The organism is Streptomyces sp. NPDC001770 (assembly GCF_053596135.1).
Genome location: NZ_JBSFFN010000011.1, coordinates 1 through 23,418, shown reverse-complemented (window position 1 = coordinate 23,418; position 23,418 = coordinate 1). Strand labels below are relative to the sequence as shown.

The window sequence follows — 23,418 nt, the reverse complement described above, 5'->3', positions numbered from 1 at the left end:
CAGTGCGTCCTTTGCCACACCTAGGGTTACTTGCATGACACCTCCGGATGCGCCTTCGAACCGCTGGTCGGACCTGGACCGGCCGCCCCTGAACACCGCCGCGCTCCGCCGCGGACTCCTGCGGCCGGGCGGGCTGTGGAGCTCGCTCGACGTGGTCGAGGAGACCGGCTCCACCAACACCGACCTCGCCGCCCGGGTCGCCTCGGGGAATCCGCCCGCCGAGGGCGCGGTGCTCGTCGCCGAGGTGCAGAACGCCGGACGCGGCCGGCTCGACCGGGTCTGGACCGCCCCGCCGCGCTCCGGGCTCTTCCTCTCCGTCCACCTCGCGCCCACCGACGTACCCGCGGCGCGCTGGGGCTGGCTGCCGCTGCTCACCGGGGTGGCCGCCGTGACCGGTCTGGCCCGCGCCGCGGGGGTGGACATGGCGCTGAAGTGGCCGAACGACCTGCTGGTGACCATCGACGGCGTGGAACGCAAGACCGGCGGCATCCTCGCCGAACGCGCCGGGGACGGCGTCGTCGTCGGCCTCGGCATCAACGTCTCGCTCCGCGCCGACGAACTCCCCGCCCCCACCGCCGGCTCCCTCGCCCTCGCCAAGGCCGTCTCGCTCGACCGCGAGACCCTGCTGCGGGCCGTCCTGCGCTCGCTGGAGCAGTGGTACGGCGAGTGGCGCGCGGCGGGCGGCGACGCGGCCCGCAGCGGCCTCCAGGCGGCGTACGCGGCCGGCTGCGCCACGCTCGACCGCACCGTGCGGGCCGAGCTGCCGGGCGACCGCTCGGTGGTCGGGCAGGCCGTCGCGGTCGACGGCGACGGCCGCCTCATCCTCTCCACCGGCGACGGGCTCCAGCAGCCGGTGTCGGCCGGCGACATCGTGCACCTGCGCGGCGCGGCGGGCGGGCTCGTCTGACGGCGGACGTCTGACGGTGCGAGCGGAGTCGCGTGCATGTGTGTGGGTCGCGTGGATGTACGGATGGGGGCGTACGGAGAGTGAATACGCGCCCCCCGGAGGGGTGAACGCGGCGCGCGCCGGAGTGCGAAAGCGTGAGTTGTCACGTCCGACGCACCCGTACCGGGCCATCGGGGACGTGAGCCAGGGCACACCTGCCGTATCGTTGAGGCGATCCAGCGACAGATCACAGATCGGCAGGGCAGTGCGCAGGGAACGGGCAGGAGGCGGGCAGTGACCGTCGGCGACACGGGTTCGGACGCGGGCGCGAGGCCGCCGTCGGACCCCTCGGTCCATGCCACGCCCCATCACGAGGTCGATCACACGGCCGAACCGACCGACGACCCGCTGGCGATCCGGCTGGAACAGCTGATCCTCGGCGCCGAGCGCCAGTACACCCCCTTCCAGGCGGCCCGCACCGCCGGCGTCTCCATGGACCTGGCCTCGCGGTTCTGGCGCGCCATGGGCTTCGCCGACATCGGCCAGGCCAAGGCGCTCACCGAGGCCGACGTACTGGCACTGCGCCGCCTCGCCGGTCTCGTGGAGGCCGGACTGCTCAGCGAGCCGATGGCCATCCAGGTGGCCCGCTCCACCGGCCAGACCACCGCCCGCCTCGCCGAATGGCAGATCGACTCCTTCCTGGAGGGCCTCACCGAGCCGCCGGAGCCCGGGATGACTCGCACCGAGGTCACGTACCCCCTGGTCGAACTGCTGCTGCCGGAGCTCCAGGAGTTCCTCGTCTACGTGTGGCGGCGCCAGCTGGCCGCCTCCACCGGGCGGGTCGTGCAGGCGCAGGACGACGAGGAGATGGTCGACCGGCGGCTCGCGGTGGGCTTCGCCGACCTGGTCGGGTTCACCCGGCTCACCCGGCGGCTGGAGGAGGAGGAGCTCGGCGAACTCGTCGAGGCCTTCGAGACGACCGCCGCCGACCTGGTGGCCGCGCACGGCGGCCGGCTGGTGAAGACCCTCGGCGACGAGGTGCTCTTCGCCGCGGACGACGCGGGTACGGCCGCCGAGATCGCGCTCCGGCTCATCGAGGCGATGTCCGCCGACACGACCATGCCGGAGCTGCGCGTGGGCATCGCCTTCGGCACCGTCACCACCCGGATGGGCGATGTCTTCGGCACCACCGTCAACCTGGCCAGCCGGCTCACCTCGATAGCGGCGAAGGACGCCGTCCTGGTGGACGGGGCGTTCGCCGAGGAGCTGATCCGTACCGGCGACTCCCCGGAGTCCGAGGCCAGGGCCGCCGAGGAGGTCCTCGCCGCGGCCGAGCGGGCCCGGATCGCCGAGAAGGAGGGCCGGAAGCTCACCGACGAGCCGCCGCTGCCCGCCTACCGTTTCCAGCTCCAGCCCATGTGGCAGCGGCCGGTACGCGGGCTCGGCGTGGTCGAGCCGTGGATGCTGACCAGGCGTACCCCGCGCGAGGGCGGTCGCTGAGACCACTCCGGTCCGCCCCGGCCCTAAGCTCCCCCCGGAACGCCACCACCACCGGAGGGATGGAACCCATGAGCGTCACGTCCGAGCAGCGGTTCGGGGAGTTCGTCGTCGTACGGCGCCCCACGGAGTCCGGGTACGTCGCGGAGCTGGTGCTCGACCGCCCGAAGGCCATGAACGCGGTCTCCTCGGAGATGGCCCGGTCCGTCGCCGCCGCCTGCGAGGCGCTCGGTGCGGACCCGGACGTACGCGTCACCGTCGTCTCCTCCAGCAGCCCGCGCGCCTTCTGTGTGGGCGCGGACCTCAAGGAGCGCAACTCCCTCAGCGACGCCGAGCTGGGGCGGCAGCGGCCGGTCTCGCGCGCCGCGTACACCGGGGTGCTGGAGCTGCCGATGCCGGCCGTGGCCGCCGTGCACGGCTACGCGCTCGGCGGCGGCTTCGAGCTGGCGCTCTCCTGCGACGTGATCGTGGCCGACCGCACCGCGGTGGTGGGGCTGCCCGAGGTGTCGGTCGGGGTGATCCCGGGCGGCGGCGGCACCCAGCTGCTGCCCCGCCGGGTCGGCGCGGCCCGGGCGGCCGAGCTGATCTTCACCGCGCGCCGGCTGGAGGCGGCGGAGGCCCACGCCCTGGGGCTGGTGGACGAGCTGGTGGCGGAGGGTACGGACCGGGACGCGGCGCTGGCGCTGGCCGGCCGGATGGCCGCCAACTCCCCGGTCGGGCTGCGGGCGGCGAAGCGCGCGCTGCGGCTCGGCCACGGGCTCGACCTGCGGACGGGGCTCGAGGTGGAGGACGCGGCCTGGCGGTCGGTGGCCTTCTCCGGCGACCGGGCGGAGGGCGTGGCCGCCTTCAACGAGAAGCGCACGCCCCGGTGGCCGGGGCTGGGGTGACCCGACCCGGTCCCTCCGTTCCGGGGGATGACGCAGTGTGACAGCGGTGCCGGTGCGGCATCGGGGAGTCACCGGCCCGGCCCGGATCCGTCGGGTGATCACACCGGCTCATACGTACATAAGCTGGTGTGATGGATGGTGACGATGTGCGACTCCGGGCGGTGGTGTCGCTGGCGCAGACCATGGCGGCGGCCTACACCGCGAAGGAGTCGTGGCGGGCCGCGGCCCTGGGCGCCTGCGAGGCGCTGGGCGGCTCCTTCGCCGCGCTCTCCGTGTGGGAGCGCGACCGGGGCAGGCTCCGCGTCCTGGTGAACGCGGGTGAGCGGGCCGAGGGGGAGGAGGAGTTCCCCGAGGAGGAGGCGTACCCCGTCCACCGTTTCCCGGAGATCACCGAGTTCCTGCACGAGCGCTGGGCGGGCGGTGGCGAACCCGACGCCTGGGTGGAGACCGCGGAGGGGCACCCCGGCGGCACCACACCGGCCCGGGGCGCCCGCCCGTTCTGCCACCAGCGGGTCGCCGCGCTCCAGCGGCGCGGCCGGGGCTGCTGCGTCGTCGCGCCGATCGTGCTGCACGGCCGTGCCTGGGGCGAGCTGTACGTGGCCCGCCCGGCCGGGGCGCCCGTCTTCGACCGGGACGACGCCGACTTCGCGACGGTGCTCGCGGCCGTGGTCGCGGCGGGCATCGCGCAGACCGAGCGGCTGGAGGAGGTGCGCAAGCTCGCCTTCACCGACCCGCTGACCGGCCTCGCCAACCGCAGGGCCGTGGACATCCGGCTGGACGAGGCGGTGGAGCGGCACCGGGCCGAGGACGTCGTGGTCAGCCTGGTGGTCTGCGACCTGAACGGCCTCAAATCGGTCAACGACACCCATGGGCACGCCGTCGGCGACCGTCTGCTGGAACGTTTCGGCTCGGTGCTCTCGCGGTGCGGGGCCATGCTGTCGGACGCCCTCGCCGCCCGGCTCGGCGGCGACGAGTTCTGCCTGATCTCCGTGGGCCCGGGGGCGGACGAGGTGATCCGGGTCGCCGGAGAACTGTGCGAGCGCGCCGCAGCCCTGGAGCTGGGCGACGGGGTGGCCTGCGGGGTCGCCTCGACCGGCGACCCGATCGGGCCGGTCCACTCCGCCCGCCGGCTCTTCCGGCTCGCCGACGCCGCGCAGTACCGCGCGAAGGCCGACCGCGCGGTGGGCCCGGTGGTGGCCGGGCGGGACGGCGAGGTGATGCGGCTCGCCGACTCGCCTCCCACTCCGGCCCACGACCGGCGGAGGCTGCGGGGGAACCTGCCGTGAGGGCCGTGAGGGCCGTGAGGGCCGTGAGGGCCGCAGGGGCTGTGAGGGCCGCGGGGGCTGTGAGGGCCGCGGGGCTGCGGGGGGCGAGGGTCGCGGAGGTCCTGGGGCGGTGAGCGCCGCGGGGGCCGACGGCCGGTAAGGGGTCAACCCGCCGAGCACTGGTGACATGGCCAGTTTCAGTGCGTAGGGTCCTGAATATGGATATGCACACTGTCGTGGTGGGAACCTCCGGAACCACCGCCGAGGACGTCCTGGCCGTGGCCCGCGAGGGCGCGCGCGTGGTCCTGTCCCCGGAGGCCCTGGACGCCCTCGCCGCCGCCCGCAGGACCGTCGACGCGCTCGCCGCGCGCCCCGAACCCGTCTACGGCGTCTCCACCGGTTTCGGCGCCCTCGCGACCCGCCACATCAGCCCCGAGCTGCGCGGGCGCCTCCAGCGCAACATCGTCCGCTCGCACGCCGCCGGCATGGGCCCGCACGTGGAGCGCGAGGTGGTGCGCGCGCTGATGTTCCTCCGGCTCAAGACGGTCGCCTCCGGCCACACCGGCGTACGCCCCGAGGTCGCGCAGACCATGGCCGACCTCCTCAACGCCGGGATCACGCCCGTCGTCCACGAGTTCGGCTCGCTCGGCTGCTCCGGCGACCTCGCCCCGCTCTCGCACTGTGCCCTCGCGCTGATGGGCGAGGGGGAGGCCGAGGGGCCGGACGGCACCGTGCGCCCCGCCGCCGAACTCCTCGCCGAGCACGGCATCACCCCGGTGGAACTCCGCGAGAAGGAGGGCCTCGCCCTCCTCAACGGCACCGACGGCATGCTCGGCATGCTGGTGATGGCCCTCGCCGACCTGCGCGCCCTCTACACCAGCGCCGACATCACCGCCGCGCTCTCGCTGGAGGCGCTGCTCGGCACCGAGAAGGTCCTCGCCCCCGAGCTGCACGCCATCCGCCCGCACCCCGGGCAGGGCGTGAGCGCCGCCAACATGCTGCGGGTGCTGGAGGGTTCCGGCCTCACCGGCCACCACCAGGACGACGCGCCCCGGGTCCAGGACGCCTACTCCGTACGCTGCGCGCCCCAGGTCAACGGCGCGGGCCGGGACACCCTCGCGTACGCCGCCACGGTCGCGGACCGGGAGCTGGCCTCCGCCGTCGACAACCCGGTGGTGCTGCCGGACGGGCGTGTGGAGTCCAACGGCAACTTCCACGGCGCCCCGGTGGCGTACGTACTCGACTTCCTGGCGATCGTCGCCGCCGACCTCGGCTCCATCTGCGAGCGGCGCACCGACCGGCTGCTGGACAAGAACCGCTCGCACGGGCTGCCGCCGTTCCTCGCCGACGACGCCGGGGTGGACTCCGGTCTGATGATCGCTCAGTACACCCAGGCGGCCCTGGTCAGCGAGATGAAGCGGCTGGCCGTGCCCGCGTCCGCCGACTCGATCCCGTCCTCCGCGATGCAGGAGGACCACGTCTCGATGGGCTGGTCGGCCGCGCGCAAGCTCCGTACCGCCGTGGACGACCTCTCCCGGATCGTCGCGGTCGAGCTGTACGCGGCGGCGCGCGCCGTCGAACTCCGTGCCGCCGGAGGGCTGTTCCCCGCCCTCGCCTCCCGCGCCGCCGTGGAGGCGCTGCGCGAGGCGGGCGCCGAGGGGCCGGGACCGGACCGTTTCCTCGCCCCCGACCTGGCCGCCGCCGACGCGTTCGTCCGCGGCGGCGGGCTGGTCCGGGCCGTGGAGCGGGTCACCGGACCGCTGGACTGACGCACCCGGCCCGCCCGCCCTCCGGAACCGGAGGACGGGCGGGCCGGGCGGCCGCCGTCACGTCACGCGGGTGAGGAGGACCGGCGGTCCGAGCGCGCCACGTACCCGGCGCCGAGGCCCAGCAGGACCGTGCCGCCGATCAGATACGGCGTGGTGCCCGTACCGGAGCCGGTGCCCGCCTGGGCGAACTCCCGGCTCGACGAGCCGTACGACTCGTCCGTCCGCTCCACCGGGACGGTGGCCGCGGTTCTCGCCGACGCGGTGTCCGCATGCGTGTCGACCGAGGTCTTCGCCGACGGTACGAAGCAGAGCGCGCCCAGCACGATGCCCGCGGCGGAGACGGTCAGCAGTGTGCGACGAGTGATGGTCACAGATTCGATCCCCTGACGACGACCTTGAGTTGACCCCCGTGGGCCGATGGTACGACCTTCATCAAGGCGCGCCGAGCGGCCCCGGCGCGTCCGGCCCCGGGGACGTACCGCTCCCGCGAACGGAGCTCCCCGCGAACGGGACCCGCCCGCAGCGGGTCGCTGGAGCGGCGCGGGAAGCGGAGCCCTACGCTCCGGCCTATGAGCACTTCCGAGAGCACTTCACAGAACATGGCGCGGGGCCTGGCCCGGGACGCGCGGGAGCCGGGCGCCGAGGACGTTCCGCAGCCCGCCTTCGTCCGCCTCCAGGTGGAGCTGGTGGTGGAGGTCACCGACCTGGAAGCCCTCACCGGCACCGCCCTGGAAGCGGTCGCCGCCGAGTACGAGGATGCCCTCCCCGACCCCGACGACGACGGGGCGGACCAGGAGCGCAGGCATGCCGAGTCCCTGGTCCGGGCAGACGCCGCAGAGGCGCTCGCCTCGCTGATCGACCCGTTCGACCTGGTCGGCGCCGTACCCGGGATCGAGCTCGCACAGGCCTCCTGGAGCAGCGAGGCCGTCGAGCACGACGCGGACGACGGCGACGACGACGCGGACGCCTACGAGTACTACGACGAGGACGACGAGGAGAGCGGCAGGGAATAGCCGGTACCGGCCCGGCCCCGGCTCCGCACCGGGGCCGGGAATCCCGGCAGCCGAGGAGAATGGAAGGGGCGACCACGCGGGCAGCCGTCCGCGACGACCGGTCCGACCAGTGAGGACGCCGATTCCGGGCCGTGCGACGGCCCGGACCGGAACCGCACCGGGCCGGACACGCGGAGGCGGGAACCAAGGCCGCCGGGGACGCGTCGATGAGTGGTGTTCCCCACATCCCGCACGGATGTGGAACGGATCGCCACCGACCGGGGTTCTGGAACATTGACGGGGATCCGCATCTGGCGGCGCCGTTACGGGGATTTTGGGGATTTGGCAACGATGGAGAAGCGTGTGATCACGGACAGCAAGCGGCGCAAGGGCCTCATGGCCGCGTCCGCCCTGCTCGGCGGCGTGCTGGTGCTCTCGGCGTGCAGCGGCGGCGACGACTCGAGTCCCACGGGTGCCGGCAGTTCTCAGAAGTCCCAGACCGCGGTCGACGAGGCAGCGGCCCAGGACGTGTCCGAAGCCCAGATATCGATCGAACCGAAGAACGGCTCCACCAACGCCAGCATCAACAACGCGGCCAAGGTCACCGTCGCCAAGGGGACGCTGACCACCGTCACCATGACGACCGCCGCCGGCGACACCGTGGAGGGCACGCTCGCCGCGGACGGGAAGAGCTGGAAGCCCGCCGCCCAGCTGGAGCGCTCGACCACGTACAAGGTCATCGCCACGGCGAAGGACTCCAAGGGCCGCGAGGCGCACGAGAACGGTTCCTTCACGACCGTCTCGCCCGACAACAGCTTCATCGGGAACTTCACCCCCGAGGACGGTTCCACCGTCGGCGTCGGCATGCCGGTCTCGATCAACTTCAACAAGGCGATCACCGACAAGTCGGCCGTCCAGGCCGGCATCACGGTCACGTCGAGCACCGGCCAGGAAGTCGAAGGCCACTGGTTCAACTCGCAGCGCCTCGACCTCCGCCCCGAGGACTACTGGACGAGCGGCTCCACCGTCACGCTGAAGCTCGCGCTGGACGGCGTGGAGGGCGCGGACGGCGTCTACGGCGTGCAGCAGAAGACGGTGACCTTCAAGGTGGGCCGCAACCAGGTCTCCACCGTCGACGCCAAGGCGCACACCATGACCGTCACCCAGGACGGGAAGACGATCAAGACGATCCCGATCTCCGCCGGTTCGCCCGACAACCCCACGTACAACGGTCAGATGGTGATCTCCGAGAAGTACAAGGAGACCCGGATGGACGGCGCCACCGTCGGCTTCACCGACGACGACGGCAAGGGCGAGTACGACATCAAGGACGTCCCGCACGCCATGCGCCTCTCCAGCTCCGGCACCTTCGTGCACGGCAACTACTGGGGCAGCTCCAGCATCTTCGGCTCGGCCAACACCAGCCACGGCTGCGTCGGCCTTCAGGACGTCAAGGGCGCCGGCGACGCCGACCAGCCCGCCGCGTGGTTCTACAACCACTCGATCGTCGGCGACGTCGTCATCGTGAAGAACTCCCCGGACAAGACCATCGCCCCCGACAACGGTCTCAACGGCTGGAACATGAGCTGGGCGGAGTGGACCGCCGACTCGGCGGCCTGATCCCCGGCACCCCGCTTTCCCCCACCCGAGGGCGGTGGCACCCCGGTCCGCACGGACCGCCGGTGCCACCGCCCTCGGGCGTCGGCGGGGGTTCCTGATGGGGTTCCTGACGCTTCGCGAAGCTTGCGTCCCGCACGCGGAGTTCCCGTCCCGGCAGGTTCTCATCCTCCTCTCATGATGGCCTTAACCCACCATCACGCCCGGTCCATAGGTTCGCGGCATGTTCTTCACCTACCTCCGGCGCGAGCTGCGCCGTCGCAGAAAGGCGGCGCTCGTCGTCGCCTCGGGGCTCGCCCTCGGCATTGCGCTGGTCATCGTCGTCAGCTCGGTCACCGCCGGGATGGGCAAGGCCCAGGACAAGGTCCTGGAATCGCTGTACGGCCTCGGCACGGACATGACCGTGACCAAGGCCGCCGCTGCCCAGGGCACCGCGGGTGCCCAGGAGCGCCCGAAGTTCAACTTCGACGCCAAGGACAGCGACGACGACGCGACGCAGAGCACCGACCGCGTCATGGTCCAGGGCTTCCAGACCCTGGCCGACTCCACCGTCACCAAGGTCGGACAGCAGTCCGGCGTGGCGACCGCGGTCGGCGGGCTGAGCCTGAACGTCATGAAGGTCGACGGCCAGTTCAAGCGCGGCGAGTTCAAGCAGGACAGCTCGTCCGGTGGCAACAGCGGCGGCCAGGGCGGTTACGGCGGCGGCCAGGGCGGCGGTGGTGGCGCGCCGCAGGGCCGCGTCCAGGGCGGCGGCGCCTCCTTCGACGTCAACTCCTTCACCGTGTACGGCACCGACGTCGCGCACCAGGACCTCGGACCGCTGACCTCATCCGAGATCACCAAGGGCCGTACCTTCAAGACCACCGAGACGAACGGCAAGGTCGCGATCGTCGACGCCTCCTACGCCAAGGAGAAGTCGCTCGCGGTCGACAAGACCGTCACCATCTCCGGCACCAAGTTCACGATCATCGGTGTCTCCACCGCCAGCAGCGGTGACGCCGCCGCGAACGTCTACATCCCGCTCCAGCAGGCCCAGACGCTCTCGGACTCGAAGGCCAAGGTCACCACGGTCTACGTGAAGGCCAAGGACTCCACCGCCATCGACAGCGTCAAGTCGGCCATCCAGAAGAACATCTCGGGTACCACCGTCACCACCTCCGCCGACCTGGCCGACACGGTCTCCGGCTCCCTCTCCACCGCCTCCGACCTGGCCTCCAGCGTCGGCAAGTGGCTCTCCATCGTGGTCCTGATCGCCGCCTTCGTGGTGGCGGGCCTGCTCACGTCGTCGGCGGTCAGCCGCCGCGTCCGCGAGTTCGGCACCCTCAAGGCGCTGGGCTGGAAGAGCGGCCGGGTCACCCGCCAGGTCGTCGGCGAGGCGCTCGTCAACGGCCTCATGGGCGGAGTCCTCGGCATCGCCGTCGGCCTGGCCGGCGCGTACATCGTCACCGCGATCAGCCCCACGCTCACCGCGGAGCTCGGCTCGTCCGGCGGCGGTGGCGGCTTCGGTGGCATGGGCGGCGGCGGGATGGGCGGCCCCGGCCGTCAGGCCGCCGCGAAGACCCTGGACATCGCGCTGACCGCGCCGGTCTCCCTCTCCACCATCGTGATCGCTGTCGTACTGGCCGTGGCGGGCGGGCTCATCGCCGGCGCGTTCGGCGGCTGGCGCGCCTCCCGGCTGCGCCCGGCCGACGCCCTGCGCCGCGTCGAGTAGTCACCGGCCCCACGACCTCAACTTCCGTACGTACAGCAGGAGTCCACACGTGTATCAGCTCAGAGGCGTCACCAAGCGCTACCTGCGGGGAAAGACCAAGGTCGACGCGCTCGCCGGGGTCGACCTGACCATCGAGGACGGTGGCCGCCTCGTCATCCAGGGCCCCACCGGCGGTGGCAAGTCCACCCTTCTCCAGATGCTCGGCGGTCTCGACCGGCCGACCGAGGGCACCATCGAGCTCGACGGCGTCGACCTCGCCAAGCTCTCCGAGGCCAAGCTCACCAAGGTCCGGGCCGAGTCCATCGGCTTCGTCTTCCAGAGCTTCAACCTGATCCCGACGCTCACCGCCGCCGAGAACGTCGAGACCGCCCTGGTCCCGCTCGGTATCGGCGCCAGGCTTCGCCGCGAGCGGGCCATCGAGGCGCTGGAGTCGGTCGGCCTCGGCGACCGCCCCACCCACCTGCCGAGCGAGATGTCCGGCGGGCAGCAGCAGCGCGTCGCCATCGCCCGCGCGCTCGTCAAGAAGCCCAAGGTGCTCCTCGCCGACGAGCCGACCGGCAACCTCGACGAGTCCATGCGCGACGAGATCATGACGCTGCTCGAAGGGCTCTGGAAGGAGCTGGGGCTGACCTTCGTCATGGTCACCCACGACAGCTCCCTCGCCCGCAAGGCCCCGCGCCTCGCCACCATCCGCAAGGGCAAGGTCACCATCACGGAGAACGCCACCGCCTGACCCGCACCACGAAAGCACCGGCCACCTCCGGGTGGCCGGTGCGTTGGCGTACCAGGGCGCCGTCGCGTACCGGGGCGTGTCCCCGTACGGGGGGCGGCCGGAAGCCACTCCGCTGTGATTCCGGTCACGTCGTCGACGGGTCGTGCGGTGGCGGGAGGGTGGTGATCCTTCGGAACCGTACGGCCGTTCGTCGGCCCGGTCCCGCAGGGGCACGGCCCCGTGGTGGTCACTATGTGGATGATCCGGAGGGCGCGCGCCTTCCGAGAGGACAATTGAGCCATACACCGGTTCTGATCGTCCCCCGTACGTGTCCGCACGCGTGCGGGTGGCGAGGGCCGGGTGCGTTCTCGGGACGGGCGCGCACGTATCTGCCACTGCTCCATGGAAGGTCTTGATCAGATGTCGGTATCTTCTGAATCCGCGCTCTCGCCGTCTGCCGAGAGCCGCGTCATCGAGCCGCTCTACGCGGAGGTCCTCCGCCGCAACCAGGGCGAGAAGGAGTTCCACCAGGCCGTCCGGGAGGTCCTGGAGACCCTCGGCCCGGTGCTCGCCGCGCGCCCCGAGTTCGTGGACGCCCGCATCATCGAGCGGCTGTGCGAGCCCGAGCGTCAGCTCATCTTCCGCGTGCCGTGGTCGGACGACAACGGCGACATCCACGTCAACCGCGGCTTCCGCGTCGAGTTCTCCAGCTCGCTCGGCCCGTACAAGGGCGGACTGCGCTTCCACCCCTCGGTCAACCTCGGCATCGTCAAGTTCCTCGGCTTCGAGCAGATCTTCAAGAACGCCCTCACCGGCATGCCCATCGGCGGCGGCAAGGGCGGCTCCGACTTCGACCCCAAGGGCCGTTCGGACGCCGAGATCATGCGCTTCTGCCAGTCCTTCATGACCGAACTCCACCGCCACCTGGGCGAGTACACCGACGTCCCCGCCGGTGACATCGGCGTCGGCGGCCGCGAGATCGGCTACCTCTTCGGCCAGTACAAGCGGATCACCAACCGCTACGAGTCCGGCGTCCTCACCGGCAAGGGCCTCGGCTGGGGCGGCGCCCAGGCGCGTACCGAGGCCACCGGCTACGGCTGCGTCATGTTCACCTCCGAGATGCTGCGCGTCCGGGGCGAGTCGCTGGAAGGCCAGCGCATCGCCGTCTCCGGCTCCGGCAACGTCGCCATCTACGCCATCGAGAAGGCCCAGCAGCTCGGCGCCACCGTCGTCACCTGCTCCGACTCCAGCGGCTACGTCGTGGACGAGAAGGGCATCGACCTCGACCTGCTCAAGGAGATCAAGGAGCAGGACCGGGGCCGGGTCTCCGACTACGCCGAGCGCCGCGGCGCCTCCGCCACCTTCGTGGCGGGCACCGGCCTGTGGACCGTGCCGGTCGACGTCGCGCTGCCCTGCGCCACGCAGAACGAGCTGCACGAGGAGGACGCCCGCGCGCTCGTGCGCAACGGCGTGAAGGCGGTCGCCGAGGGCGCCAACATGCCGACCACCCCGGAGGCCGTCCGCGTCTTCCAGGAGGCCGGCGTCGCCTTCGGCCCCGGCAAGGCGGCGAACGCCGGTGGCGTCGCCACCAGCGCGCTGGAGATGCAGCAGAACGCCTCGCGCGACTCGTGGAGCTTCGCCCACACCGAGGCGCGCCTGGAGGAGATCATGCGGCACATCCACGACTCCTGCTACACCACCGCCGAGCGCTACGGCAGCCCGGGCAACTACGTCGTCGGCGCCAACATCGCCGGCTTCGAACTGGTCGCCGAGGCGATGCTGGCCCAGGGCCTCATCTGACCTGACGGGTGACGGGTGACCGTTCTCGGCCGGGGGCCGGTTCCGCGCGTGCGTGTGCGTGCGTGGAACCGGCCCCCAGTGCTCGGGCGGCCGGGCGGCGGGGGCGTTCGCCGACGGTGCGACGGGGCCCGGGGGTTGCACTGTTTCTCCGCCAGCAGATCCGCCGAGGGCACAGCGCTGCAGGCCCCACGGGCGCGGCGCCGCTCCTACGCTTGAGCGATGACGAACCGAGCGAGGGACACCAGCCCGTACGAACCCGGCCCGTACAAATCCAGCGCGTACGAACCCGGCCTGCGCCGCCTCCCGCGTGGCGCCCGGGTGATACCCCTGCGACAGGTCCCGGCGGCCGGGACCCCGGCTCCCGCGACCCGGGCTCCCGCGACCCCGGCTCCCGCGACCCGGGCTCCCGCGTCGGACGCGCCCCGGGAGCCGCTGTTGCGCGACCTCGTCGGCGAGGTGCTGCGCCAGGAGCGCCTCTCCCAGGAGCGGACGCTGAAGGACGTCGCGGACGCGGCGCGGATCTCCTTCGCGTACCTCTCCGAGCTGGAGCGGGGCCGCAAGGAGGCGTCCTCCGAGGTGCTCGCCTCCGCCGCGCACGCCCTCGGACTCGGCCTCGCCGACGTGCTCGGCCGGGCGGCGTCGGAGCTGGCCCGCCGGAGCGCGTTCCGTGCCGCGGCCCGGGCGACCGGGCTCGTACCCTCCCGCTCGATACCCAGGACGCAGGTGCGGCTAGCAGCCTGACGGGCCGTCCGCTCGTCTCTGCCGCCGGTCGTCCTGGGCGGCACCGTAAAATCCCGTGGCGAGCGAGCACGGAGACCACGGGGGACGGCACGCATGGAGAACGGCACCAGCACGGACGGCATACCGGCCACGGGCGGCATACCGGCCACGGACGGCATACCGGCCACGGCAGGGGGACCGGCCACGGCAGGGGGACCGGCGTCGGCGTCGGCATCGGATCAGGGGCAGGCGCAGGCGTCGGAGAGTTCCTCCCCGCCCGCGCCCAGGAACCGTGCGGCGACGGTCAGCGGGTTCTTCGCGCTGGGCGCCGTCGGTGCCATCGGGAACTTCGCCACCGGCATCGCGCTGATGAACCCGGCCGTCTTCCTCACCCTCGCGGTCCTGTGCGCGCTGATCGCCATTCCCGCCGGACACGTGGCCCGCTTCCGGGGCAAGCGCCTGGGCGGCGCCGGGCGCGGGGTCGCCCTGGTGGCCATCCTGACGGGCTGGCTGGTGCTGTTCCTCTGCCTGCTCGGGGTGCTGGTCCTCGTCGGCCTCGTCGCCGGCTTCGCCGCGCTCAACGGCACCACCTGATCCGTTCCGGCCGACCCGCCGGGGACGACGCTCTCCCGGGACGACGCTCCCCCGGGACGACGCTCTCCCGGAACGACGGCGAGGGGCGCCCGTGGTGGACGCCCCTCGCGGGGGTGTTCTGCCGTGCCGGACCGGGTTCGCCCCCGGGCCCGGCACGGTTCCGATCAGCTGCCCGCGCGGGCCACGCCGATCGGGCAGGAGACTCCGGTGCCGCCGATGCCGCAGTAGCCGCCCGGGTTCTTCTCCAGGTACTGCTGGTGGTAGCCCTCGGCCGGCCAGAAGGTGCGGCCCTCGGCGGGCAGGATCTCGGTGGTGATCTGCCCGTAGCCGGAGCCCGTCAGGACCTTCTGGTACGCCTCGCGGGACGCGGCGGCGGCCTCGGCCTGCCCGGCGGAGTGGGTGTAGAGCGCCGAGCGGTACTGCGTACCGACGTCATTGCCCTGGCGGAAGCCCTGGGTCGGGTTGTGCGACTCCCAGAACAGCTTCAGCAGCTCCGTGTACGGGACGACCTCGGGGTCGAAGACCACGCGGACCGCCTCCGTGTGACCGGTCTGGCCGGAGCAGGTCTCCTCGTACGTGGGGTTCTCGGTGTAGCCGCCCTGGTAGCCGACGAGCGTCGTCCAGACGCCCTCCGTCTGCCAGAACTTGCGCTCGGCGCCCCAGAAACAGCCCAGCGCGAAGTCGGCGACCTCCAGGCCCTCCGGGTACGGGCCCTGCAGCGGGTTGCCGAGCACGATGTGATGGTCGGGCACCGTGAACGTCGGGGTCGGGCTGCCCTTCAGGGCCTGCTCGGGGGTGGGGAGCACGGGTGTACGGCCGAACAGCATGATCGGTCCTCCTTCTGCGGGGCGGTATGGGGACAACGCCTGCGCAACGCCCCGCATTCCTCGCGGGAGGCCGGGTCGGGAGGCGCGGTCAGGACGCCTTCGTCGCCGCCTTCACGGACAGGTCGCGCAGGTGGCAGTAGCTCGCCGCCGGGTCCCCCCGGTACGACCACGACAGCGAGCCGACGTACCCGTCCACCAGCTTGAACTGCTCCACCGCCGCCTCGTCGCGGTCCTGGAACGAGAGGAAGTACGCCAGTACGTGCCGGACCTCCGCGAGGCGCGGGTGGTCGGGGTCGGCGGGGTTCAGCTCGGCGGCGCGGGCCATCTCCTCGCGGGAGCGGGCCAGGACGGTGTGGAACCCCTGGAACTGCTCGCCCGTCGTGTACTGCGCCCGCTTCGCGCCCCGGATGTTCCAGGCCAGCGAGACGGTGCTGCGCGCCCGCACCACCGCCGCGTCCGGGTCGTCGGGGCGCGCGGTCTCCCAGGCGAGCAGCCAGGCGTCGTCCTCCGCCGCCTTGTCGCCCAGCGTGTACGCGAACCCGGAGCGGTGCTCCCAGTCCTTGGCCTCGGCCGTCTCCCGCATCAGCTCGGCGGCCGGCTTCCAGTCACCGGCCACCGCTGCGGTGAGCGCTGCGGTCACCACCTCGGGCTCAGGGCCGGGCGCGGTCCTGTCCAGCTGGTCGCGGGGGAGCAGGCCGAGTGCGGCGCACTCCTCGGGCAGCTCGTACGCGGCGGCGTCCGCCTTGGCCTTCGCGTTCACCTCGCGCCAGCCCTCGGCGGCTCCCGTCGCGATCGCCTTGCCGAAGAAGAGCACGATGGCCAGGGCGAGGAGGACGATGAGGGTGACGGACCACTGGATGTGACAGACCACGAACAACGACAAAGTGCGAGGTCAAAAGGTTGTGGGGAGCAACCGGATCGTGTCCCACGGTGATCTGACGGGCGCGGGGGACCCGGCGGGCGCGCAAAGCGGCCCGGCGGGCGCGCGAGGCACCCGACGGGCGCGGAGACCGGCGGGTGAGGCGGCGGGACCTACCCGAGCAGCCGCGCCGGGCTGCCGCCGTTCGCCTCGTAGCCGGCCACCGCGAGCGCGCGGTAGACCGCGTACGCGCCGGCCGGGTCGGCGTCCTCGGTCCAGGGCAGTGCCCCGACGTACCCGTCGATGCGGACGAACTGGTGCATCGCCTCGGACCAGCGCTCCATCCTGACCAGGAACAGCACCAGCAGATGCCGGACATGGGCGAGCATCGGGTCGTCCTGGCGCGCCGAGTGCACCGCGAACATCGCCCCCTCGACGGCCTTCGTCACCGCCGCGCTCCGGTAGAAGCTCGGCGTCAGGTTCACCTCCGGCAGGTTGTCGTAGAGCGAGAACAACGGCAGCGCGGCCAGCAGCGAGCCCTGCGGGGCACGCGCGGCGGCGGAGGTGGCGAACCGGTCGGCCAGCTCGCGGGAGCCGTGCCACTTCGTGGACCAGTAGTGCAGCGCCGCCAGATGCGCGCCGAAGTGCGCCGGGGCGCGGTCGACGACCTCCGCCCAGAGCCGGTCGAACTCCTCGGGGGCGTAACCCAGTCCACGCGCCACCGCCAGGTGCGTGAGGTACGGAACGGGGTCGCCCGGAGCGAGCGCCGACGCCTCACCGGCGACCGTGCGCGCCTCGTCCAGCAGCACCCGGAAGTCCTCGCTGCCCACCGCGGAGGACCGCCACGCCCGCTGCACCAGGAAATCCGCGTGCACCGCCGCCGCCCCCGGGTCCTCCGGCGCCTCGGCGCGCCACGAGCGCAGCCAGGCACCACCCACACCGGGCCGCTCACCGAGTTCGAGCGCGGCTGCTCCTGCGAACGCCTGTACGCGCTGCCACCGGACCTCGCCCTCCTTCGGCGTACCGGCGAGCAGTTGGGCCGCCGCACGCCACCCCTGGGTGGCCTGCACCACGTGGAGGACGTCGACCAGGTCCTGGTCGGGGCCGGGCAGCCGTCCGTCCAGCAGCTCCTGCCGCACGAAGCCGTACGTCTCCGGGTCGGCCGCGTCCGGCGAACCGGGCGCCGCCAGCTGGATATTGCCGCCCCGGCGGCGCCACAGGAACGGGCCGAGCACCGCTGTGATCATGCAGAGGGCGAGCAGCAACCACAGAATCTCCATGGACCCATTGTCCCCGTACGGCCGAGTGTCCGGTGCGGGCCCCCGCGACGAACTACGCTCGGGCCTCATGACCGACCAGCACAGCTTCGAGACCCTCGCGATCCACGCGGGAAACACCGCCGATCCGCTCACCGGCGCCGTCGTTCCGCCCATCTACCAGGTGTCCACGTACAAGCAGGACGGTGTCGGCGGACTGCGCGGGGGATACGAGTACAGCCGCAGCGCCAACCCGACGCGCACCGCCCTGGAGGAGAACCTGGCGGCGCTGGAAGGCGGCCGCCGCGGACTGGCCTTCGCCTCCGGGCTCGCCGCCGAGGACTGCCTGCTCCGCACGCTGCTCACCCCCGGCGACCACGTGGTGATCCCCAACGACGCCTACGGCGGCACCTTCCGGCTGTTCGCCAAGGTCGCGTCGCGCTGGGGCGTGGAGTTCTCGGTGGCCGACACCTCGGACGTGGCCGCGGTACGCGCCGCGATCACCCCCCGCACCAAGGCGGTCTGGGTCGAGACGCCGTCCAATCCGCTGCTCGGCATCACCGACATCGCGGCCGTCGCGGACGTGGCCCGCCAGGCCGGCGCCCGGCTGGTCGTCGACAACACCTTCGCCAGCCCCTACCTCCAGCAGCCGCTGGCGCTGGGCGCGGACGTCGTGGTGCACTCCACCACCAAGTACATGGGCGGCCACTCCGACGTGGTCGGCGGCGCGCTGATCGTCGACGACGCCGGTCTCGCCGAGGAGTTGGCCTTCCACCAGAACGCGATGGGCGCGGTCGCCGGACCGTTCGACGCCTGGCTGGTGCTGCGCGGCATCAAGACCCTCGCCGTACGCATGGACCGGCACACCGAGAACGCCGGCCGGGTCGCCGAACTGCTCACCCGCCACCCCGAGGTGACGCAGGTCCTCTACCCCGGACTGCCGGACCACCCGGGCCACGAGGTCGCCGCCAAGCAGATGCGGGCGTTCGGCGGCATGGTCTCCTTCCGCGTGCGCGGCGGCGAGGAGGCGGCCGTGAACGTCTGCGACCGCGCCAGGCTGTTCACCCTCGGTGAGTCGCTCGGCGGCGTGGAGTCGCTCCTGGAGCACCCGGGCCGGATGACCCACGCCTCCGCCGCCGGTTCCCCGCTGGAGGTCCCCGCCGACCTGGTACGGCTCTCCGTCGGCATCGAGAACGGCGACGACCTGCTGGCCGACCTCACCCAGGCGCTCGGCTGACGTCAACTCCGCCGGGGCGGAGGGACATGACCCGTCCCTCCGCCCTCCTGCACGGCATCGTCCGTACGACCGGCGCCGCAGAAGCACCCGGCACCGTGCTCCGGACACCCGCGGACACGGACCCTGCGGGTACGGACCCCGCGGATACGGGCCTCGCGGGTACGGGCCTCGCGGACACGGACCCTGCGGGTACGGGCCTCACGGACGGGCCTCGCGGACATCCGGGGAACGTCCGGCAGGCTCCCGGTTCTCAGCGCGTCCGGGTGGCTTCTGGCGGTCCGAGCGGCTTTCGGCCGCTCAGACGGCGGACTTCGCGTTCTCGTCGTCCAGCGAGGCCCTGATCTGCTCGCGCAGTTCCGGGCCGTCCGTGTGCTCGTGCACCGAGACGGCGTGCTCGGCGGCTGCCCGGACGACCTCGTTCTCCTCACCGGAGATGGTCAAGGAGCAGCCCGACACGCTCGGATACTTACGGCAGTCGGCGACTTTCCTGGTCATGGCGGCCTCCTCGTTCATCACGTGGGCCTGTTCTTCCAGGGTAGTTCCGGGTCAGTCGCCCTGCTGCTGGTGAGCTGCCTGCCGGAGCGCCAAGGCACCGTTGAAGCGGGTCAGCAGGGTGCAGAAGGTCTCCCGCTCCTCCTCGCTCCAGTCGCTCGTGACCTGCGACATCAGAGCGCGGCGGGAGGCGCGCACCTCGTCCAGGCGGGCCTGCCCGCGCGGCGACAACTGGAGCACGACCGCCCGGCCGTCCTCCGGGTGCGAGGTCCGCTTGACCAGCCCGGTATCCACGAGCGGGGCGACCTGACGGGTCACCGTCGAGGAGTCGATCCCCATGCCCGCGGCCAGCGCCTTCACGCCCATCGGGCCTTCCCGGTCCAGCCTGTTCAGCAGCAGGTAGGCGGCTCGGTCCATCGAGTTGCGGACCTTGCCGACGCCGCCGAGACGGGTCTGCTCGGCACGCCGGGCGAAGACCGCCACCTGGTGCTGGAGCGTGTCGAGGACGACGGGGTCGGAACCCTGTGGCGGGGAGACGTCGTCCCCGGAAGGAGACGCAGCATTCGTCATGTCCTGAGGGGGCATGGCCAATAGCTCTCTTCGTGCGGTGTCGGATGGGTGGGGGACACAGTACGCGGCGATGCGGGCGGGTGTGTCCACGGTAGGCAAACCCGACCATCCGAGAACATGCGGGGTGCCCGGGCGGGCAGGCCGCCGGACCACTCGGCGGGCGGCCCGGCGGCGAGCTGCGAGACTGGCGGTCATGAGCTTCCGTACGTCCGCACCCCACCCGCCGCTGATCCTCGACGACGTCCGGGGCGCCCAGAAGATACTGTCCGGCGTGGCCAGAACGACCGTGATGGAGGGCAGCCGTCACCTGTCGGAGCTCGTCGGCGCCCCCGTCCAGTTCAAGTGCGAGAACCTCCAGCGCACCGGCTCCTTCAAGCTGCGCGGAGCCTACGTACGCATCGCCGGCCTCACCCCGGAGGAGCGGGCGGGCGGAGTCGTCGCCGCGAGTGCCGGAAACCATGCGCAGGGTGTCGCACTCGCCTCTTCCCTGCTCGGCGTACGCTCCACGGTCTTCATGCCGGTCGGCGCTCCCCTCCCCAAGGTCGCCGCGACCCGCGAGTACGGCGCCGAGGTCCGGCTGCACGGCCAGGTCGTCGACGAGACCCTCGCCGCCGCCCAGGAGTACGCGGAGCGGGCCGGAGCGGTCTTCATCCACCCCTTCGACCACCCCGACATCATCGCGGGCCAGGGCACCGTCGGCCTGGAGATCCTCGAACAGTGTCCCGAGGTCCGCACCATCGTCGTCGGTATCGGCGGCGGCGGACTGGCCGCCGGCATCGCCGTCGCCGTCAAGGCGCTCCGCCCCGACGTGAAGATCATCGGCGTGCAGGCCGCGGGCGCCGCCGCGTACCCGCCCTCCCTCGCCGCCGGGCACCCGGTCGCCCTGGAGACGACACCGCAGACGATGGCCGACGGCATCAAGGTCGGCCGCCCCGGCGACGTGCCGTTCGGCCTGATCCAGGAGCTGGTGGACGAGGTCCGCACGGTCACCGAGGACGAACTCTCCAGCGCCCTGCTGCTCTGCCTGGAACGGGCCAAGCTCGTCGTCGAACCCGCGGGCGCCAGCCCGGTCGCCGCACTCCTCAGCGACCCGAAGTCCTTCCGGGGGCCGGTCGTCGCCGTGCTCTCCGGCGGGAACGTGGACCCGCTGCTCATGCAGCGCACCCTCCGCCACGGCATGGCCGCGGCCGGCCGCTACCTGAGCCTGCGGGTGCGGATGGTGGACCGGCCCGGCGCGCTGGCCGCGCTCCTGGCGACCCTCTCCGGCGCCGACGCGAACGTGCTCGACATCAGCCACGTACGGACCGAGCCGCGCCTCGGCCTCACCGAGGCGGAGGTCGAACTGCACCTGGAGACCAAGGGCCCCGAGCACTGCGAGGAGGTCGCCGCGGTCCTCCGCGCCGCCGGGCACCTCATCGTCGAGTGAGGCGGGGCGGCCTCTCGCACGCGGCGGGGCCGCCGCGGCGTACGCGGCAGCTCGCGGTTCGCCCACGGAGGGTCCGCCGTTCCGCACACATCAGGGCCGCGCCCGGCCGTTCCCCTCGGGTGTGAATTGTCCGTAACGTCCTAGGATGCGCACCGTAGGTATGTGAACGGACAACCGGTCCGTCCGTTCCGACAGCAGACGGTCGGACGGTCCCACAGCAGACGGGGGGTACCTCCTGTGCCAGGTGCGATCCACGCCGAAGGTCTGGTCAAGACCTTCGGTGACGTACGAGCGCTGGACGGCGTCGATCTCGACGTCCCCGAGGGAACGGTCCTCGGCCTCCTCGGCCCCAACGGCGCGGGCAAGACCACCGCCGTACGCGTCCTCACCACCCTGCTCCAGCCCGACAGCGGCCGGGCCGAGGTCGCGGGCATCGACGTACTGGCCAAGCCCAACGAGGTACGCCGCTCCATCGGGCTGTCCGGGCAGTTCGCCGCGGTCGACGAGTACCTGACCGGCCGCGAGAACCTCCAGATGGTCGCCCGGCTCTACCAGATGCGCGCCCGCGACGCGAAGAAGCGGGCGGACGAGCTGCTGGAGCGCTTCCACCTCACCGACGCGGCCGACCGGACCACCAAGACGTACTCGGGCGGCATGCGGCGCCGGCTCGACCTCGCGGCGGCCCTCGTGGTCAGGCCGCCGGTCATGTTCATGGACGAGCCGACCACCGGCCTCGACCCACGCAACCGCCAGCAGCTCTGGGAGGTCATCGAGGAACTCGTCGGTGGCGGAACGACTCTGCTGCTGACCACGCAGTACCTCGAAGAGGCCGACCACCTCGCCCACGACATCTGCGTCATCGACCACGGCAGGGTCATCGAACGCGGTACGTCCGACCAGCTCAAGGCCCGTACCGGCGGCGAACGCGTCGAGGTCGTCGTCCACACCCCGGAAGAGATCGAACCCGCCCGCGAGGCCCTCGCCCGGTACGGCAGGGGCGAGGTCACCGTCGTACGGCACATGCGCAAACTCACCATCCCGGTCACCGGCGGCGCCAAACTCCTCGCCGAGGTCATCCGCGACCTGGACGGCCGGAACGTGGAGATCGACGACATCGGGCTGCGCCGTCCCACCCTGGACGACGTCTTCATCTCGCTCACCGGCCACGCCGCCGAGGGCGAGAACGGCAACGGGAACGGGAACGGCGAAGGGGAGAACGGACAGAGGCGCGACGGAGGAGGCGGCTCGACCGCGGCTTCCCCCGGGCCCGGGAACTCGAAGGAGGACGCACGGTGACCACCCGCACGGAAGAGGTCCGGACGAGCCTGGCCCCCCGCCCGTCCGGCGGCATCGTCCAGTCGGTCGGCGACTCCCTCGTGATCGCCAAACGGAACCTCATCCGGATGACCCGCATCCCCGAGGTGGTTCTCTTCGGACTGATCCAGCCCATCATGTTCGTGGTGCTGTTCAGTTACGTCTTCGGCGGCTCGATGAACGTGGGCGGCTCGACCTCCCCGGAGGTCTACCGCAACTTCCTGATGGCCGGAATCTTCGCCCAGACCGTCACCTTCGCCACGGCGGGAGCCGGCGCGGGCATCGCGGACGACATGCACAAGGGCCTCATCGACCGGTTCCGCTCCCTGCCGATGGCCCGGGGCGCGGTCCTCACCGGGCGGACCATCGCCGACCTCGTACAGACCACCCTCACCGTGATGGTGCTCGTGGTCGTCGCCCTGCTCGTCGGCTGGCGCATCCACGAGGGCATCTGGAAGGCCCTGGGTGCGTTCGGCCTGCTCCTGCTGCTCGGGTACGCCTTCTCCTGGATCGGCGCCCTCATCGGGCTGACCGTACGCACCCCCGAGGCGGCGACCTCCGGCGGCCTGATCTGGCTCTTCCCGGTGACGTTCATCTCCAACGCCTTCGTGGACTCCAGCCAGATGGCGTCCTGGCTCCAGCCGATCGCCGACTGGAACCCGTTCAGCGCGACCGTGCAGGCGTGCCGCGTCCTCTTCGGCAACCCGGGCGTCTCCCCGTCCGACGCCTGGCCGATGCAGCACCCCGTCTGGGCCTCGCTCATCTGGTCCGTCGTGATCACCGTGGTCTTCCGGACGCTGGCGGTCCGCAAGTACCGGCGGGCGGCGACCTGACGACCCGGTCGGTCTCTCGTACTTCTTCCGCACGTCCCGGCACGCGAAAGCCCCGGCCGGCGGACTCCTCGGGGGGAGAACCGGCGTACGGCAGCGGCGGGCAGCTCGGGGACGCGGTACAGGGCGGTCAGCAGGGCCGCCAGACCGCCCAGCC

General features: G+C 72.2%; 22 protein-coding genes. 16 read left to right on the top strand and 6 right to left on the bottom strand.

The annotated features are described in order from the left end of the window. Positions 1-34 precede the first annotated feature (34 nt). From ACWCSV_RS12300 to hutH, 5 genes are all read left to right on the top strand, one after another. Positions 35-907: a biotin--[acetyl-CoA-carboxylase] ligase gene (locus ACWCSV_RS12300; protein WP_451141224.1), complete on the top strand. Its 873-nt coding sequence runs from the start codon at positions 35-37 to the stop codon at positions 905-907. Positions 908-1,180: 273 nt separating this feature from the next. Then, complete coding sequence (locus tag ACWCSV_RS12295) at positions 1,181-2,386, top strand: adenylate/guanylate cyclase domain-containing protein (RefSeq protein WP_451141222.1); 1,206 nt, start codon at positions 1,181-1,183, stop codon at positions 2,384-2,386. Positions 2,387-2,454: 68 nt separating this feature from the next. Further along, positions 2,455-3,270 carry an enoyl-CoA hydratase/isomerase family protein gene (locus ACWCSV_RS12290; RefSeq protein WP_451141220.1) on the top strand — a complete coding sequence of 272 codons (816 nt, stop codon included), beginning with the start codon at positions 2,455-2,457 and terminating at the stop codon, positions 3,268-3,270. Between the two features lie 131 nt (positions 3,271-3,401). Beyond that, entirely contained in the window at positions 3,402-4,556 is a 1,155-nt protein-coding gene (locus ACWCSV_RS12285) for a diguanylate cyclase domain-containing protein (protein WP_451141218.1), read from the top strand. 203 nt (positions 4,557-4,759) lie between these two features. Then, the gene (gene hutH / locus ACWCSV_RS12280; protein ID WP_451141502.1) at positions 4,760-6,304 is read left to right on the top strand and encodes a histidine ammonia-lyase; all 1,545 of its coding nucleotides are present in this window, start codon (positions 4,760-4,762) and stop codon (positions 6,302-6,304) included. A 62-nt stretch (positions 6,305-6,366) separates the two neighbouring features. On the opposite strand, the gene ACWCSV_RS12275 is transcribed toward hutH, so the two are convergent. Then, on the bottom strand, positions 6,367-6,675 hold the full coding sequence (locus ACWCSV_RS12275) for a hypothetical protein (RefSeq protein WP_451141216.1): 309 nt from the start codon (positions 6,673-6,675) through the stop codon (positions 6,367-6,369). A 198-nt stretch (positions 6,676-6,873) separates the two neighbouring features. On the opposite strand from ACWCSV_RS12275, the gene ACWCSV_RS12270 reads away from it, so the two are divergent. The 7 genes from ACWCSV_RS12270 to ACWCSV_RS12240 all read left to right on the top strand — a co-directional run bounded on the left by ACWCSV_RS12270 (position 6,874) and on the right by ACWCSV_RS12240 (position 14,450). Next, positions 6,874-7,317 carry a hypothetical protein gene (locus ACWCSV_RS12270; protein ID WP_451141214.1) on the top strand — a complete coding sequence of 148 codons (444 nt, stop codon included), beginning with the start codon at positions 6,874-6,876 and terminating at the stop codon, positions 7,315-7,317. A 330-nt stretch (positions 7,318-7,647) separates the two neighbouring features. Further along, positions 7,648-8,916: a L,D-transpeptidase gene (locus tag ACWCSV_RS12265; RefSeq protein WP_451141212.1), complete on the top strand. Its 1,269-nt coding sequence runs from the start codon at positions 7,648-7,650 to the stop codon at positions 8,914-8,916. A 220-nt stretch (positions 8,917-9,136) separates the two neighbouring features. Then, complete coding sequence (locus ACWCSV_RS12260) at positions 9,137-10,624, top strand: ABC transporter permease (RefSeq protein WP_451141210.1); 1,488 nt, start codon at positions 9,137-9,139, stop codon at positions 10,622-10,624. A 49-nt stretch (positions 10,625-10,673) separates the two neighbouring features. Next, entirely contained in the window at positions 10,674-11,357 is a 684-nt protein-coding gene (locus ACWCSV_RS12255; protein WP_451141208.1) for an ABC transporter ATP-binding protein, read from the top strand. A gap of 399 nt (positions 11,358-11,756) precedes the next feature. Continuing rightward, complete coding sequence (gene gdhA / locus ACWCSV_RS12250) at positions 11,757-13,136, top strand: NADP-specific glutamate dehydrogenase (protein ID WP_451141206.1); 1,380 nt, start codon at positions 11,757-11,759, stop codon at positions 13,134-13,136. A gap of 219 nt (positions 13,137-13,355) precedes the next feature. Then, a complete protein-coding gene (locus ACWCSV_RS12245; RefSeq protein ID WP_451141204.1) occupies positions 13,356-13,877 on the top strand; it encodes a helix-turn-helix domain-containing protein in 522 nt (173 codons plus the stop codon). A gap of 93 nt (positions 13,878-13,970) precedes the next feature. Beyond that, positions 13,971-14,450 (top strand): hypothetical protein, encoded by a 480-nt coding sequence (locus tag ACWCSV_RS12240; RefSeq protein ID WP_451141202.1) that lies wholly within the window; start codon positions 13,971-13,973, stop codon positions 14,448-14,450. A 164-nt stretch (positions 14,451-14,614) separates the two neighbouring features. On the opposite strand, the gene msrA is transcribed toward ACWCSV_RS12240, so the two are convergent. The 3 genes from msrA to ACWCSV_RS12225 all read right to left on the bottom strand — a co-directional run bounded on the left by msrA (position 14,615) and on the right by ACWCSV_RS12225 (position 17,416). Continuing rightward, the gene (msrA, locus tag ACWCSV_RS12235) at positions 14,615-15,280 is read right to left on the bottom strand and encodes a peptide-methionine (S)-S-oxide reductase MsrA (RefSeq protein ID WP_451141500.1); all 666 of its coding nucleotides are present in this window, start codon (positions 15,278-15,280) and stop codon (positions 14,615-14,617) included. 85 nt (positions 15,281-15,365) lie between these two features. Beyond that, entirely contained in the window at positions 15,366-16,160 is a 795-nt protein-coding gene (locus ACWCSV_RS12230) for a hypothetical protein (protein WP_451141200.1), read from the bottom strand. A 149-nt stretch (positions 16,161-16,309) separates the two neighbouring features. Beyond that, a complete protein-coding gene (locus ACWCSV_RS12225; RefSeq protein WP_451141198.1) occupies positions 16,310-17,416 on the bottom strand; it encodes a hypothetical protein in 1,107 nt (368 codons plus the stop codon). A 67-nt stretch (positions 17,417-17,483) separates the two neighbouring features. Between ACWCSV_RS12225 and ACWCSV_RS12220 the strand changes: the two genes are divergently transcribed. Further along, entirely contained in the window at positions 17,484-18,629 is a 1,146-nt protein-coding gene (locus ACWCSV_RS12220) for a cystathionine gamma-synthase (protein WP_451141196.1), read from the top strand. A gap of 297 nt (positions 18,630-18,926) precedes the next feature. Here ACWCSV_RS12220 and ACWCSV_RS12215 read toward each other — a convergent pair whose 3' ends face one another. Both ACWCSV_RS12215 and ACWCSV_RS12210 read right to left on the bottom strand, forming a co-directional pair. Beyond that, positions 18,927-19,124, bottom strand: coding sequence for a DUF1059 domain-containing protein (locus tag ACWCSV_RS12215; protein ID WP_451141194.1), 198 nt, complete (start codon positions 19,122-19,124; stop codon positions 18,927-18,929). A gap of 51 nt (positions 19,125-19,175) precedes the next feature. Continuing rightward, positions 19,176-19,706: a MarR family winged helix-turn-helix transcriptional regulator gene (locus ACWCSV_RS12210; protein WP_451141192.1), complete on the bottom strand. Its 531-nt coding sequence runs from the start codon at positions 19,704-19,706 to the stop codon at positions 19,176-19,178. 178 nt (positions 19,707-19,884) lie between these two features. On the opposite strand from ACWCSV_RS12210, the gene ilvA reads away from it, so the two are divergent. The 3 genes from ilvA to ACWCSV_RS12195 all read left to right on the top strand — a co-directional run bounded on the left by ilvA (position 19,885) and on the right by ACWCSV_RS12195 (position 23,264). Further along, positions 19,885-21,117 (top strand): threonine ammonia-lyase, encoded by a 1,233-nt coding sequence (gene ilvA, locus ACWCSV_RS12205; RefSeq protein WP_451141190.1) that lies wholly within the window; start codon positions 19,885-19,887, stop codon positions 21,115-21,117. A 237-nt stretch (positions 21,118-21,354) separates the two neighbouring features. Then, positions 21,355-22,413 carry an ATP-binding cassette domain-containing protein gene (locus tag ACWCSV_RS12200; RefSeq protein WP_451141188.1) on the top strand — a complete coding sequence of 353 codons (1,059 nt, stop codon included), beginning with the start codon at positions 21,355-21,357 and terminating at the stop codon, positions 22,411-22,413. After that, positions 22,410-23,264: an ABC transporter permease gene (locus ACWCSV_RS12195; RefSeq protein ID WP_451141186.1), complete on the top strand. Its 855-nt coding sequence runs from the start codon at positions 22,410-22,412 to the stop codon at positions 23,262-23,264. The genes ACWCSV_RS12200 and ACWCSV_RS12195 overlap by 4 nt, the downstream gene beginning before the upstream one ends. The last annotated feature ends 154 nt before the right edge of the window (positions 23,265-23,418 follow it).

Coding starts and splice junctions, on each gene's coding strand:
- ilvA (WP_451141190.1), top strand. CDS start 19,885: ATGAGCTTCCGTACGTCCGCACCCCACCCGCCGCTGATCCTCGACGAC.
- hutH (WP_451141502.1), top strand. CDS start 4,760: ATGCACACTGTCGTGGTGGGAACCTCCGGAACCACCGCCGAGGACGTC.
- ACWCSV_RS12260 (WP_451141210.1), top strand. CDS start 9,137: ATGTTCTTCACCTACCTCCGGCGCGAGCTGCGCCGTCGCAGAAAGGCG.
- ACWCSV_RS12220 (WP_451141196.1), top strand. CDS start 17,484: ATGACCGACCAGCACAGCTTCGAGACCCTCGCGATCCACGCGGGAAAC.
- gdhA (WP_451141206.1), top strand. CDS start 11,757: ATGTCGGTATCTTCTGAATCCGCGCTCTCGCCGTCTGCCGAGAGCCGC.
- ACWCSV_RS12225 (WP_451141198.1), bottom strand. CDS start 17,416: ATGGAGATTCTGTGGTTGCTGCTCGCCCTCTGCATGATCACAGCGGTG.
- ACWCSV_RS12245 (WP_451141204.1), top strand. CDS start 13,356: ATGACGAACCGAGCGAGGGACACCAGCCCGTACGAACCCGGCCCGTAC.
- ACWCSV_RS12215 (WP_451141194.1), bottom strand. CDS start 19,124: ATGACCAGGAAAGTCGCCGACTGCCGTAAGTATCCGAGCGTGTCGGGC.
- ACWCSV_RS12285 (WP_451141218.1), top strand. CDS start 3,402: ATGGATGGTGACGATGTGCGACTCCGGGCGGTGGTGTCGCTGGCGCAG.
- ACWCSV_RS12270 (WP_451141214.1), top strand. CDS start 6,874: ATGAGCACTTCCGAGAGCACTTCACAGAACATGGCGCGGGGCCTGGCC.
- ACWCSV_RS12240 (WP_451141202.1), top strand. CDS start 13,971: ATGGAGAACGGCACCAGCACGGACGGCATACCGGCCACGGGCGGCATA.
- ACWCSV_RS12265 (WP_451141212.1), top strand. CDS start 7,648: ATGGAGAAGCGTGTGATCACGGACAGCAAGCGGCGCAAGGGCCTCATG.
- ACWCSV_RS12290 (WP_451141220.1), top strand. CDS start 2,455: ATGAGCGTCACGTCCGAGCAGCGGTTCGGGGAGTTCGTCGTCGTACGG.
- ACWCSV_RS12300 (WP_451141224.1), top strand. CDS start 35: ATGACACCTCCGGATGCGCCTTCGAACCGCTGGTCGGACCTGGACCGG.
- ACWCSV_RS12210 (WP_451141192.1), bottom strand. CDS start 19,706: ATGCCCCCTCAGGACATGACGAATGCTGCGTCTCCTTCCGGGGACGAC.